Origin of the sequence: Allosphingosinicella sp. (assembly GCF_035626655.1) — a bacterium.
In the GTDB taxonomy this organism is placed as follows: Bacteria; Pseudomonadota; Alphaproteobacteria; order Sphingomonadales; family Sphingomonadaceae; genus Allosphingosinicella.
Map to the genome: position 1 here is coordinate 1 of NZ_DASPNF010000013.1, position 12,330 is coordinate 12,330.

At 68.1% G+C, this 12,330-nt stretch carries 18 protein-coding genes; 8 read left to right on the forward strand and 10 right to left on the reverse strand.

Annotation, left to right across the window (positions count from 1 at the left end; translation table 11 throughout):
• The coding region (locus tag VEC11_RS11950) for an Hsp70 family protein (protein WP_464131531.1) at window positions 1–711 on the reverse strand (711 nt) is incomplete at its 3' end.
• 153 nt (window positions 712–864) lie between these two features.
• Here VEC11_RS11950 and VEC11_RS11955 point away from each other — a divergent pair.
• Together VEC11_RS11955 and VEC11_RS11960 are read left to right on the forward strand one after the other, a co-directional pair.
• Window positions 865–1,317, forward strand: a complete 453-nt coding sequence (locus VEC11_RS11955) for a copper chaperone PCu(A)C (protein ID WP_464131533.1) — start codon at window positions 865–867, stop codon at window positions 1,315–1,317.
• A gap of 72 nt (window positions 1,318–1,389) precedes the next feature.
• Window positions 1,390–1,899, forward strand: coding sequence for a PH domain-containing protein (locus VEC11_RS11960; protein ID WP_464131535.1), 510 nt, complete (start codon window positions 1,390–1,392; stop codon window positions 1,897–1,899).
• Between the two features lie 84 nt (window positions 1,900–1,983).
• Here the strand turns inward: VEC11_RS11960 and phhA are convergent, their stop codons facing one another.
• Window positions 1,984–2,802: a phenylalanine 4-monooxygenase gene (gene phhA / locus VEC11_RS11965; protein ID WP_464131538.1), complete on the reverse strand. Its 819-nt coding sequence runs from the start codon at window positions 2,800–2,802 to the stop codon at window positions 1,984–1,986.
• A gap of 213 nt (window positions 2,803–3,015) precedes the next feature.
• Between phhA and VEC11_RS11970 the strand changes: the two genes are divergently transcribed.
• From VEC11_RS11970 to VEC11_RS11985, 4 genes are all read left to right on the forward strand, one after another.
• Window positions 3,016–3,903 (forward strand): cytochrome b/b6 domain-containing protein, encoded by an 888-nt coding sequence (locus VEC11_RS11970; protein WP_464132037.1) that lies wholly within the window; start codon window positions 3,016–3,018, stop codon window positions 3,901–3,903.
• A 214-nt stretch (window positions 3,904–4,117) separates the two neighbouring features.
• On the forward strand, window positions 4,118–4,339 hold the full coding sequence (locus VEC11_RS11975; RefSeq protein ID WP_464131540.1) for a hypothetical protein: 222 nt from the start codon (window positions 4,118–4,120) through the stop codon (window positions 4,337–4,339).
• 91 nt (window positions 4,340–4,430) lie between these two features.
• A complete protein-coding gene (locus tag VEC11_RS11980; protein ID WP_464131542.1) occupies window positions 4,431–4,607 on the forward strand; it encodes a hypothetical protein in 177 nt (58 codons plus the stop codon).
• Window positions 4,608–5,354, forward strand: coding sequence for a molybdopterin-dependent oxidoreductase (locus tag VEC11_RS11985; RefSeq protein ID WP_464131544.1), 747 nt, complete (start codon window positions 4,608–4,610; stop codon window positions 5,352–5,354).
• Here VEC11_RS11985 and VEC11_RS11990 read toward each other — a convergent pair whose 3' ends face one another.
• The 8 genes from VEC11_RS11990 to VEC11_RS12025 all read right to left on the reverse strand — a co-directional run bounded on the left by VEC11_RS11990 (window position 5,355) and on the right by VEC11_RS12025 (window position 10,856).
• A complete protein-coding gene (locus VEC11_RS11990) occupies window positions 5,355–5,693 on the reverse strand; it encodes a hypothetical protein (protein ID WP_464131546.1) in 339 nt (112 codons plus the stop codon).
• Window positions 5,694–5,786: 93 nt separating this feature from the next.
• Window positions 5,787–6,992, reverse strand: coding sequence for a serine hydrolase domain-containing protein (locus VEC11_RS11995; protein ID WP_464131548.1), 1,206 nt, complete (start codon window positions 6,990–6,992; stop codon window positions 5,787–5,789).
• Window positions 6,993–7,037: 45 nt separating this feature from the next.
• Window positions 7,038–8,042: a cobaltochelatase CobT-related protein gene (locus tag VEC11_RS12000; RefSeq protein ID WP_464131550.1), complete on the reverse strand. Its 1,005-nt coding sequence runs from the start codon at window positions 8,040–8,042 to the stop codon at window positions 7,038–7,040.
• Between the two features lie 12 nt (window positions 8,043–8,054).
• Window positions 8,055–8,606 (reverse strand): nucleotide exchange factor GrpE, encoded by a 552-nt coding sequence (gene grpE, locus VEC11_RS12005; protein ID WP_464131552.1) that lies wholly within the window; start codon window positions 8,604–8,606, stop codon window positions 8,055–8,057.
• Window positions 8,603–9,643: a heat-inducible transcriptional repressor HrcA gene (gene hrcA, locus VEC11_RS12010; protein WP_464131554.1), complete on the reverse strand. Its 1,041-nt coding sequence runs from the start codon at window positions 9,641–9,643 to the stop codon at window positions 8,603–8,605. The genes grpE and hrcA overlap by 4 nt, the downstream gene beginning before the upstream one ends.
• A gap of 14 nt (window positions 9,644–9,657) precedes the next feature.
• A complete protein-coding gene (locus VEC11_RS12015; RefSeq protein ID WP_464131556.1) occupies window positions 9,658–10,134 on the reverse strand; it encodes a DUF6438 domain-containing protein in 477 nt (158 codons plus the stop codon).
• A 35-nt stretch (window positions 10,135–10,169) separates the two neighbouring features.
• Window positions 10,170–10,370: a hypothetical protein gene (locus VEC11_RS12020; RefSeq protein WP_464131558.1), complete on the reverse strand. Its 201-nt coding sequence runs from the start codon at window positions 10,368–10,370 to the stop codon at window positions 10,170–10,172.
• A 12-nt stretch (window positions 10,371–10,382) separates the two neighbouring features.
• Window positions 10,383–10,856, reverse strand: a complete 474-nt coding sequence (locus VEC11_RS12025; protein ID WP_464131560.1) for a hypothetical protein — start codon at window positions 10,854–10,856, stop codon at window positions 10,383–10,385.
• Between the two features lie 70 nt (window positions 10,857–10,926).
• On the opposite strand from VEC11_RS12025, the gene rph reads away from it, so the two are divergent.
• Both rph and rdgB read left to right on the forward strand, forming a co-directional pair.
• Window positions 10,927–11,643 (forward strand): ribonuclease PH, encoded by a 717-nt coding sequence (gene rph, locus VEC11_RS12030; RefSeq protein WP_464131562.1) that lies wholly within the window; start codon window positions 10,927–10,929, stop codon window positions 11,641–11,643.
• On the forward strand, window positions 11,640–12,287 hold the full coding sequence (gene rdgB, locus VEC11_RS12035) for an RdgB/HAM1 family non-canonical purine NTP pyrophosphatase (protein ID WP_464131564.1): 648 nt from the start codon (window positions 11,640–11,642) through the stop codon (window positions 12,285–12,287). Before rph ends, rdgB begins: the two co-directional genes overlap by 4 nt.
• Window positions 12,288–12,330 lie beyond the last annotated feature (43 nt).

The window sequence follows — 12,330 nt, forward strand, 5'->3', positions numbered from 1 at the left end:
GCCCGCGAGGTACTCGACGAGGCGCATGTCGAAGTCTTCACCGCCCAGGAAGGTATCGCCGTTGGTGGACTTCACATCGAACACGCCGTCGCCGATCTCGAGGATCGACACGTCGAAGGTGCCGCCGCCGAGGTCGTAGACCGCGATGGTCTTGCCTTCCTTCTTGTCGAGGCCGTAGGCGAGCGCGGCCGCGGTCGGCTCGTTGATGATGCGGAGCACGTCGAGGCCGGCGATCTTGCCGGCGTCCTTGGTGGCCTGGCGCTGGGCGTCGTTGAAATAGGCCGGGACGGTGATCACCGCCTGGGTGACGGTCTCGCCCAGATAGGCCTCGGCGGTCTCCTTCATCTTCTGCAGGATGAAGGCGGAGATCTGCGAGGGGGAATAATCCTTGCCGCCCGCCTGGACCCAGGCGTCGCCATTGGCGCCCTTCACGATGTGATAGGGGACGAGCTCGGTGTCCTTCTTGGTGATCGGATCGTCGAAGCGGCGGCCGATCAGGCGCTTCACCGCGAAGACGGTATTGTCGGGATTGGTGACCGCCTGGCGCTTGGCCGGCTGGCCGATCAGCCGCTCACCGTCCTTGGTGAAGGCGACGATGGACGGCGTCGTGCGCGCGCCCTCCGCATTCTCGATAACTTTCGGCTTGCCGCCTTCCATGACGGCCACCGCGCTGTTGGTGGTGCCGAGATCGATACCGATCACTCTTGCCATATTTTACCTCTTTGGCCCCTCAAAAAGCTGCACGGCCCACGGCCCCTGCAAAAGGCGGCGCGCAGGCGTTTTCGGGGCCGATATAGGTGGCGATTCTGTTGCGACAAGGATGCTCAGGAGGTTAGAGGCGCGCGATCAGTCCCGGAGTGAGAAATGATGCTTAAGCCCGCCTTCGCCGTCCTGCCCCTCGCCGCCTTGCTGGCCGCCTGCAGCCAGGGCGATCCGGCGGTGACCGTGGAGGACCCGATCGTGCGGCTGCCCGCCGTGCAGGGCAATCCGGGGGCTGCCTATTTTACCCTGCGCGCGAACTGCACGCCGATGCGCATCCTGCGCGTCACCAGCCCGCAGATCCAGCGCATCGAGCTGCACGAGAGCGAGATGGTCGGCGGCCGGATGCGGATGGGGCCGCTGGAGGACAACAGCTTCACCACCGAGGGGACCAAGGTGTTCGAGGAAGGCGGCCCGCACGCCATGCTGTTCGGGATCAGCCCGGAGGTCCGCGCCGGCGGCACGGTGCGGCTGACCTTCGACGTCGACAACGCGCCCGACGTGACCGTGGACGTGCCCGTGCAGACGGCCGGCGGCATGGGCGGGCACGGGCACTAGGGCGCAAGCAATCCCGCTTCCCTTCCGCGCCGCAAGTGCTAGCCTTCGCGCCTGACCTGCGGGGGAAAGATCATGACCGACGCGCCGCTCGACACCTTCCGGCCTTCCACGCTCGGCTGGCTGAAGGGCACGCTCGCCGGCTGGGGGACCGTGCTGCTGTTCATTGCAGGGATCGTGCTCTGGCTGATGAACACCGCCAATCTCGGCATGTACTGGGTGGCGCTGTCGCTGCTTGCGCTCGGCATCTTCGTCTGGCGCTGGTTCGAGAATCTGGCGTCCAAGTTCAGCATCACCGAGGAACGGCTGATCATCCGCCGAGGGATCATCGCCAAGAGCGTCGACGAGATCGAGCTCTACCGGATCAAGGACGTGCGCATCAATTTCTCGATCATCAACCAGATCGCCGGGATCGGCACGATCAGCATCTCCTCGTCCGACGAAACGACGCGCGACGGCGACCTCGTCATCCGCGACGTCGAGCGCGCCCAGGCGCGGCGCGAGGAGCTCCGCCGCCTCGTCGACACCGCCCGCCAGAAACGCCGCGTGCGCGAGATCGACATGGTGCACGAGGATATTCCGTAGAGCCCGTCATTGCGAGGAGCGTCAGCGACGAAGCAACCCAGCGATGACACAGCTGGATTGCTTCGCTTCGCTCGCAATGACGGCTCAACCGTCCGACCGGTCGATGTTCAGGTCCGGCAGCCCCTCCAGCTCCTCGTAGAGCGCCGCGAGGTTCGCGTCGGTCAGCAGCTTCAGCAGGGCGTCGAAGCTCGGGATCACGAAATAGCCGTGCTGGAAGGCGTCCGAGCGGTAGCGGGTGCGGAGCACCTCCGGGATGTTGAACGGGCGGCGCGGGACGTCGCTCTCGAGCGAGAAATGGCTCTCGCCGAAGCTCGACAGCAGGCCGGCGCCATAGATCCGCGTCTCCCCGTCTTCGCGCGCGAGGCCGAACTCGACGCTGTACCAGTAGAGCCGCGCCAGCCGGTGCAGCGCGCCGGCGCGCATCGCCGCCAGCCCCTCGGCGCCCATCGCCTGCATGAAATCGGCGACGTCGTGCTGGGCGAGCATCGGGACATGGCCGAACACGTCGTGGAAGACGTCGGGCTGCTCGATATAGTCGAGGCTGTCGGCGGCGCGGATGAAATTGCCCGCGGGGAAGCGGCGCTTCGAGAGATGCTCGAAGAAGATGTCGTCGGGCACCAGGCCCGGGACGGAGACGATCGTCCAGCCGGTCCGCGCGAACAGGCGCTCGTTGAGCTCGTCCAGCTCGGGAATGCCGGGCCTGGACAAATGCAGCACGTCCAGGCCCTTGAAGAAGTCCGAAACCGCCCTCTCCTGCAGCAGCTCCTGCTGGCGGGCGAACAATGTGTCCCAGACCCTATGGTCCTCGGCCGTGAACCGCTCCCAATGCTGGGGGATGGTCCAGTCGGCCGCGGCGCCGGCGGGCGGCGGGGTCTTTCCCTCGATGATCGTCTCGGTCAGCATTGGGTTTCTCCATAATGAAAAACCCCGCCCGGAGGTCCGGACGGGGGCGATCTTTTGAAGCTTCGGCTCTGTTAAGCGCGCGTCAGATCGGTCCCGCCCGGGCGGTCCGATAATAATAGACGCTGGCGATCACGCGCTGCATGGGCTCAAGGTCACCTCTCTCGTCCTCACTGTCAAGCACGCGCCCCTTTGCTATAGGATGAACCGATGCCAGTGAGCGAGCAGCCGCAGGTCCGCCGGGACAACCAGCCGCGCCCCGACGACAGCGCGCGCGAGATCGTCAAGCGCCATCGCTGGCCGGTCCGGGTCTGGCACTGGGTGAACACGCTCACCGTCTTCGTCATGCTGATGAGCGGGCTGATGATCTTCAACGCCCATCCGCGGCTCTATTGGGGGCAATATGGCGCCAACCAGGATTATGCCTGGCTGGAGATCGGCTCGACGGCGAGCTCCGGCTATCTGCGCGTCGGCAGCCTCACCATCCCGACCACCGGGGTGCTCGGCCACTGGACCGACGGGAACGGGCGGGTGAACCGCCGCGCCTTTCCCGGCTGGGCGACCATTCCCTCCACCTACAGCCTCTCGGCCGGGCGGCGCTGGCACCTGGCCTTCGCCTGGGTGCTGGCGATCGGGGCGATCGCCTACTGGATCTACCTGCTCGCCGGCAAAGGGCGCCGGCGGCTCTTCCCGCGGCGGGCGGAGCTGAGGCCTGGCCATGTCTGGCGGGAGGTGAAGGACCATGCCCGGCTGCGCTTCCCGACGGGGGCGGCGGCGCTCGACTACAATGTCCTGCAGAAGGTCTCCTATGTCGGCGTGATCTTCGTGCTGCTGCCGCTGCTGATCCTGACCGGCCTCGCAATGTCGCCGGGGATGAACGCGGCCTGGGGCTGGCTGATCGACATATTCGGCGGGCGGCAGTCGGCGCGCTCGATCCACTTCATCTGCGCCTTCCTGATCACCTTCTTCATCCTGATCCACCTGATCATGGTCGTGCTGGCCGGGCCGCTGAACGAGATCCGGTCGATGATCACCGGCTGGTACCGGGTGCCGCAGCCGAAGCATCAGGTGGCGGCCCCGGAAGCGCCCGAACCAGTGGAGTGACGGCGCGCGGCGCAGAGTCGCGATCGTCGGCCGGACCAATTGGCAGGCTCGTCGCGTCCAGCGGCGCTTTCGTCTCAGATCGACAGCCTGATCGAAATTAGGGCGGCTTCGGACGCGCCGCCATTCGCCTGCCGCAACATCTCGGCCAGGGAAGCCGCCGCTCGCGGAGGCGCCTCCCTGGCAAGCGCCGCGGACGATCCCCCTTTGGAGAGAGATGATGAACGAAGACAAGAAGCAGCCGGTCGAAGTGGCCGACGAGAGCCTCGACCAGGCCAATGGCGGCCTGAACTTCACGATGCCGACCGACCAGGTGCCGACCGACCAGCAGCCCAACACCTATCGCGGCAACAGCACCATCACCGATGGCACGCTCCGCGCCCATGCCGGCGGTGGTGGCGGCGGCGCCGGCAAGGTGTCGATGCAGGACTTCCACTAAGCCCCGATGGCTCCGGAAGGCGCGCCCTTCCGGAGCCATCGCGCTTGCTGTAAAAGGCTCCTGGCGGGGTCTCCGGACAAGGAGCGCAAACATGAGCGAAGACAAGGCCAACCCTTCGGAACTCCAGGACGAGGCGCTCGACCAGGCCCAGGGTGGCCTGCTCCCTGCGCGTCCGATCTCGAGGCGGCCCCCGCCAACAACCGCCCCCGACATCGACAGCGACGGGCGGGAAGACATCGTCGTCACCAATCTGCCCCCTCCCGTCTAGGTGATCCTCACCCGCCGAACCCTGCTGCTCGGCGGCGCCGGCACTCTGCTCGCCGGCTGCGACCGGCTGAACAACAGCACCGGTTTTCGCGGCGCATTGCGCTCCAGCGAGGGCCTGACCATGCGCGCGCAGCGGCTGATCAGCAGCCGCGAGGCGATGGCGCGGGAATTCACCGAGGCGGACATGTCACCCGTCTTCCGCTCGAACGGAACCGGCAATCCCGATACCCCCGATTACAACCGCCTCGCCGCGGGCCGGTTCTCGGATTGGCGACTGCGTGTAGACGGGCTCGTGCACCGCCCGCTGCAACTCTCGCTCGATCAGATTCGGTCAATGCCGCGCCGCACGCAGATCACCCGCCACGACTGCGTCGAGGGCTGGTCGGCGATCGGCAAGTGGACGGGCGTGCCGCTCTCTCTGATCCTTGACGGGGCGCAGCTCCGGGACGAGGCGCGCTACATCGTCTTCCACTGCATGGATCGCTATGGCGACCGGCCTTATTATGAGAGCATCGACCTGATCGACGCCTTCCATCCCCAGACCATCCTCGCCTGGGGAATGAACGACCGGATGCTGCCCATCCCCAACGGCGCCCCACTCCGCCTCCGGGTCGAGCGCCAGCTCGGCTACAAGCATGCCAAATATGTGGCGCGCATCGAGGCCCGCGCCACGCTGGCCGGCCTTTATGGGGGCCAGGGCGGCTATTGGGAGGATAGCAACGACTATGAATGGTATGCGGGGATCTGATCAGCCCGCCGGCGGGGGCGTCCCGGTAGACGCCGCGGCCCGGCGGCGCGGCCTGATGTAGAAGAGATAGACGAGCAGCCAGAACAGGCCTGCTCCGCCTGCGCCTAGACCGGCGCCGAGCCACTTCTCGTTGGTTTCGATTGCGTCAGCCTTGCGACGATAGGTCTCGTAGCAGTCGGTTCCGCCGTCGACGCGGTAGCTGCTCTGCTCCTCGCACCGCCGTTGCTCGGCGAAGAGGTCGCCGCGCAACGGATGCATGTCGACGATCCACGCCATGATACCGATAAAGATGCCGATGCTCAGCAGAACACCCAGCAACACTTTCAGCCAATTGGCCATCGCCCCCTCCCGACCTGCTTGCCGTCTCCTTCACGCCTTACGCGACATTGACCGGCAGCCTAACATGGACCGGGCCGGCGCGCGACGATCAGATCAGGGCCGGAGGTGCGCGGCGAGCTGCTCTTCGATCGCGCGATAGGCCGATCGCGCGCCGCGCCGCGGATCGTCGCCATTGGTGGTGGCGAAGAAGGCGATGCCGGTGCCGCGCTGCGGATCGAGCCAGAGGCCGGAGCGCAGGCCATAGGCATCCCCGGCATGGCCCCACGCCCGGCGGCCGCGCCCGAACAGGTCGTCGCGGCAGCCGGCCTGGGCGGTCGGGATGAGCTGCACGGCGAGCCCGTAGGCGCAGTAGAAGCCGTCCTCGGTCTGGCCGTTGCTGCCGTCGAACGTCCAGGCGGGCGTGGTGAGCGCGCGCACGCTGGCCTCGCTGAGGATGCGCTCGCCGTCGTGCATGCCGCCCTGGAGCAGCATCCGGCCGATCACGGTCAGGTCGCGGACCGAGACGCGGAGGCCGCCCTGCGGCGAGAAGAGCGCGCCATTGTCGCCGAGCCGGTAGGCGGCGAGGTCGCAGCCATTGGGCGCGAGCACCGGGCAGTCCGGCCGCCGGCCCTGCAGATCGTCGCGGCGGACGCTGCCGTCCGGCGCGTAGAGCACGACCGCGCGGGCGATCGCGGCGTCGCTGCAGGTCGTCCAGTTGAAGCAGGCATCGAGGCCCATGGGGTTCAGGACGAGCCGCGCCATCAGCCGGTCGAAGCGCTCGCCCGACGCCTTTTCCATGATCGAGGCGATCACCGGATAGCCGAGGTTCGAATAGCGGAAATAGCTGCCCGGCGCGTGCTCGGGATCGAAGGCAATGGGATTGGCGAGCGTCTGCTCGAGGGTCGCGCCCAGGGGAATCGCCCAATATTCGATATCGTCCTTGAGCGAGGAGCGGTGCGAGAGGAGCAGGCGGAGCGTGATCGGCCGGTCCGGAAAGGCCGGGTTGCGCAGCCGCCAGCCGAGATAATCGGAGACGTCCCGGTCCAGATCGAGCCTCCCCTGCTCGACCAGCCGCATCACCCCGATCGCGACGACCAGTTTGGAGATGGAGGCGATCCGCACCGGATCGTCGATCGTCAGCCGTCGTGCGGTCGTGCGGTCGGCGAGGCCCGAGGCGCCGGACGCGGTGACGCCGCGCGCGTTGAACGTCGCCCAGGCGTAGGACGGGCCCAAGGTGAGCCGGGCCGCCTCAGGCGCGGGACCGGATTGCACGGCCGCGCAGCCGCCAAGCAGGATCGTGAACAGAAGCAGGCGGATCATAACGAGCGCAGAAGAAACTGTTCCGCGCGCTCTTGCAACCAAAGGTTAGCCCGGCGCGACTTCCGTGCGCTCCGCCGCCGTCCTCAGCATCCGCTCCAGCGCCGTGGCCATTGCCCCAGGGAGGTCGTCGAGGTCCGTCGCTGCTTCCGAAAGGGGATAATAGAGGTCGACCCGATAGTTGATGCCTACTCCGCCGATGATCACGCCATCCGCCTCGGCCTCCCGCACCACCTTGACGATGTGGCGGCAGAGGAGAGACCCGCCGTTTTCCATCAGCGTGGAATCGTCGACCGGGGCGCCGTCCGACAGGACGAGAATGAGCCGATGCCGGACGGGCAGGTTTGCAAGCCGGCTCCGGGCCCACAGCACTGCTTCGCCATCAATATTCTCGCGCAGCAAGTCCGGATGGACGATCGCACGGCGCGCCACCTCGGTGAGCGCCGGTTCGTCGGCCGCCTTGTAGACGACATGCATGAGGGCACAAAGGCGGCCCGGCCGCGGAGGCCTGCCGGCCCGCAGCCAAGCTTCACGGACACGACCGCCCTTCCAGCCGGCCGTCGAGAAGCCGAGCACCTCGCTGCGAACCCCGAGGGCGGTCAGCAGGCGGGCGAAGAGATCGGCGGTGGCCGCGGCCCTGGCTACGGGCTCGCCCTTCATCGAGCCCGACTGGTCGATCAGGAGCGCCACCGCGACGTCGGCCGAATCGAGTCCAGCCATGGATGCGCGCAAGTCGGGCATCAATTCGTCGAACAGCGGGCCATTTCGCTTCACAAGGTCGTCGGTCCGGCCAATCCAGGCCTTCCAGGTGGACGGATTGCCCTGCAGGTGGCCGCGCTCGCGGTCGAGGCTCGCCTCCGGCAACGCATCGACCACCTCCGCGCCGCTGAACTCGAGATCGAATTCAGTTGTATAGATTCGATAGGGCTCATCCTCCGGTCCGTCGGGCACGGCGGTGGATCGGTCCCGCGGGCGCGGACCGAAGAGCGCGAATGCAATCAGCCCTGCAATGACGAAGAAGAGGATAACGGTGCTGTGATCATCGCCCCCCACGGCATCCCCCGCTTAGCCCTTCTTCGCGACCCCCACGAGCGCCGGCCTGAGCAGCCGGTCCTTGATCGTGTAGCCGGCCTGCATCTCCTGGACGATCGTGCCGGGCTCCTCGTCGGACGGCACTTCCAGCATCGCCTGGTGGAGATGGGGGTCGAGCGGCTTGCCGAGCGCCTCGATGCGGCTGATGCCGTGGCGCTGGAAGGCGCTGTCCAGCTCGCGGCCGGTGGCCTCGAGGCCGGCGACCAGGCCCTTCATCTGCTCGTCGCCGCGCATGTCCTCGGGGATGGCGGACAGAGCGCGCTCGAGATTGTCCTTCACGCTCAGCATGTCGCGGGCGAAGGCGGTGGCCGCATATTGGGTGGCCGCGTTCTTCTCCTGCTCGAGCCGGCGGCGGACGTTCTGCGTCTCGGCCTGGGCGTAGAGGACGTGCTGGCGCACCTCCTCGAGCTCCTTCTCGAGCTCTGCCAGGCGGTCGAGATCGCCAGCCGCGCCGTCCTGCCCGTTCTGAACGCCGTCGAAGTCGATTTCCCCTTCCAATTCGATCTTGCTGTCTTCCGTGTTCATCCCATCAATCTCGACAATGTTTTCGCGGTGAAATCCACCATGGGTACCACGCGCGCATAGTTCAACCGGGTCGGCCCGATCACACCGACGACGCCGACCAGCTTGCCGTCATGCCCGCGCCAGGGCGCGGCGATAACCGACGAACCGGATAACGCGAACAGCTCATTCTCCGATCCGATGAAAATCTTCATCGCCTCGCCGGCGCGGGCGCGGTCGAGCAGGCGGGCGATCTCCTCCTTGCCCTCCAGCTCGTCGAGCAATTGGCGGACCCGGTCGAGATCGGCGGCGGCGCTGTCGTCGATCAGATTGGCCTGGCCGCGCACGATCAGCACCGGGCGGCGGGAACCGTCCTCCGACCAGAGCGCGAGCCCCTGCGCGACCAGGGTCTGGGCCGCTTTGTCGAGCGCCGCCTGGCCCGCGCGGATCTCGTCGGCCAGCCGCGCCTGCGCCTCGCGCAGCGTCAGGCCGGAAAGGCGCGCGCTCACGTAATTGCCGACCTCGGCGAGCGTCGAAGGGGTGACGCCCGGCGGCAGGTCGATCACCCGATTCTCGACGCTGCCGTCGCTGCCGACGACCACCGCCACCGCCTGACGCGGCGACAGCGGGACGAAGGCGAGCTGCTTCAGCGCCGGTTCCTCCTTCGGGACCAGCACGATGCCGGCGCAGGCGGAGAGGCCGGACAGGGCGGCGGTGGCGCTGGCGATCGCCTCCTCGATCGGCCCGCCGCGTTCGATCAGCGATTCGATCGCCGCCCGGTCCTCGGGCCGCGGTTCGGCCACCTGCATGATCGCGTCGACGAACAGGCGCAGGCCCGATTCGGTGGGAACCCGGCCTGCCGAGGTGTGCGGGGCGGCGAGCAGGCCGGTCTCCTCCAGATCCTGCATCACGTTGCGGATCGAGGCGGGCGAGAGATTGAGCGTGGAGGTACGCGAGATGGTGCGCGAGCCGACCGGCTGGCCGTTCTCCAGATAGGCCTCGACCACCAGCCGGAACACGTCCCGCGCGCGGTCGCTCATCTCGCCGATGCTGGTCGCCATGCGGCCAGATGTAGTCAGCGGGAGCGGCCGATGAAATCCCCCAACGGCAGCAGGTCGGGGGCGCGGCGCAGGCGGTCGGCGAGCGCGCGGTTCCGCTGCATGTCGCAGCCATAATAGAAATAGAGGCTCCGCCGCCCGTCCGGATCGTGCCAGGTCACGCTCGCCGAGGGCAGGTCCGTCGCCATGGAGCGGCAGCGGTCACCCGAATAGCGGATATCGCCGCGCTGCGGCCGAACCGGCTCGAGATGGCGGGCCAGAGCGCGCCACGTACCCGGGCTCACCCGGAATTCGCGCGTGCCCTCGACCGCCGTGAAGCGCCGGCCGGTGAAGGTCGCGCGCCCGTTGCTGTAGACGGTCACGGAATAGACCGGGCAGCGGCCGAAGCAGGGGCCGGTCTCGTAGGTGATCGAGCGCGTCGGGCTGCGCGTCGGCGACTGGGCGGCGGCGGGGACGGCGAGCGCCGCAGCGAAGAGGATGAGGGCCTTGTTCATGCGCCCTCCCTGCCGGAACGCCGCTGAACCGCGGCTTAGCGGAGCCTGCGGCCGAACCAGGCCATCAGCGCGCCCCCGGCGATCAGCACCGCGCCGCGCACGGCCCAGCTGCGATCGTCGAGCATGAAGGAGCTGCGCGGCCAGTGGACGATGCCGAGACCCTGCAGGGTGAAGAGCAGGCCGAACAGCACGGCCAGCACCCCGATCACCACCATCAGCAGCCGGACGATCGTCATGCTCCTTCCTCCCTATGGCGCGGCGTTGGTCCGGGCGAAGCCTTCCGCCAGCGTCGTCGCCTGCTGCGCACGCGCGACCACGGCCTGCATCTCGGCGCTCCGGCAGCCGACGTTGAGGCTGACCGTGGCGCGGCTGCTGCCGCTCTCCCAGACGATGTCGCCATAGGGGAAGTCGGTCATCCGTTGCCCGCAGGGCACCTCCGACCCCGCATGGCGCCTGACCGGCGCCAGCGCGGCCTGGATGCGCGCGAAGCCCGCCCGGCCGGCGTTGAAGCGCGTGACCCGGGGCTCGGCCCGGAAGGCCGGCGCCTTGCGGAACTCGCCCCTGCCGTCGCTCGCGATCGTGAAGCCCTCGACCGGAGAGCCCCAGCTGTTGAGCTGGAAGCTGATCGAGTCGACGGCGCCCCGACGGGACCCCGGCGGTGCCATGGCGGTGCAGCCCGCAAGAAGGATCATCGCCATCATCGCGCTACGCCAACCGGACATATTGCCTCCCGCTTATTGCCTCGTTCGCAGATGGTGATACGACGCGCGCGATTTCAGTGGAAGGAATGTCATGCGTCCCTCAGGCCGCGCGCCGGACCAGATGCGCGCCATCGTCATGGAGCCCGGCTTCACCCGCCATGCGGAGGGCAGCTGCCTGGTGAGCTTCGGCGACACCAGAGTGCTCTGCACCGCCTCGGTCGAGACCAACGTCCCCTCCTGGCTCCGCGGCAAGGGCCGGGGCTGGGTGACGGCCGAATATGGCATGCTGCCGCGCGCGACCCATACCAGGGGACGGCGCGAGGCGGCGGCGGGCAGGCAGACCGGGCGGACGCAGGAGATCCAGCGGCTGATCGGGCGGAGCCTGCGCGCGGTGGTCGACCTCGAGGCGCTGGGCGAACGGCAGATCTCGCTCGACTGCGACGTGATCCAGGCGGACGGCGGCACTCGCACGGCCGCCATCTCCGGCGCCTGGGTGGCGCTGCGGCTCGCGGTGGACGGGCTGCTCGCGAACAAGCAGGTGGAAAGAGACCCGATCCGGCAGAAGGTCGCGGCGGTAAGCTGCGGCATCCATAACGGCAATGCCGTGCTGGATCTCGATTATGCCGAGGACAGCAGCGCCGGCTGCGACGGCAATTTCGTGCTGACCGGCGACGGCCTGCTCGTCGAATCGCAGATCACGGCGGAAGGCGAATGCTTCGACGAGGAGGGGCTGCTGCGCCTGCTCCGGCTCGCGCGGATCGGCTGCGGCGAGATTTTCGCCGCGCAGGACAGGGCCACGGGACGGTGACCCGCAGGCTGGAGGCCGGACGGCTGGTCATCGCCAGCCACAATGAGGGCAAGGTCCGCGAGATCCGCGACCTGCTCGGGCCCTATGGGATCGAGCCGGTCTCGGCCGCCGAGCTTGACCTGCCCGAGCCCGACGAGATCGGCACCACCTTCATCGATAATGCCGATCTGAAAGCGCGCGCGGCGGCGGACCTCTCGGGCCTCCCGGCGCTGGCCGACGACAGCGGCCTCTGCGTCGAGGCGCTCGGCGACCGGCCCGGCATCTTCTCGGCCCGCTGGGCGGTTCGCGAGGGGCAGGTCGATCCGGGCGCCGGCCCCGGCGAGGTCAGCGGCGAGCGCGATTTCGGCCTGGCGATGGAACGGGTGCGGACCGAGCTCGAGGCACTCGGCCCCGAGGCCAGCCGCAACGCCCATTTCATCTGCGCGCTCGCACTGTGCTGGCCGGACGGGCACAGCGAATGGTTCGAGGGCCGGGTCGACGGCACGCTCGTCTTCCCGCCGCGCGGGGCGAACGGCTTCGGCTACGACCCGATCTTCGTGCCGGCCGGGCACGAGCGGACCTTCGGCGAGATGGACCCGGCCGAGAAGCACGGGATGAGCCACCGCGCGGACGCCTTCCGCAAGCTGGTGGCGGCATTGCTGTGACTTTAGCCCCTCCCCTTCAGGGGAGGGGTTGGGGTGGGGCAGT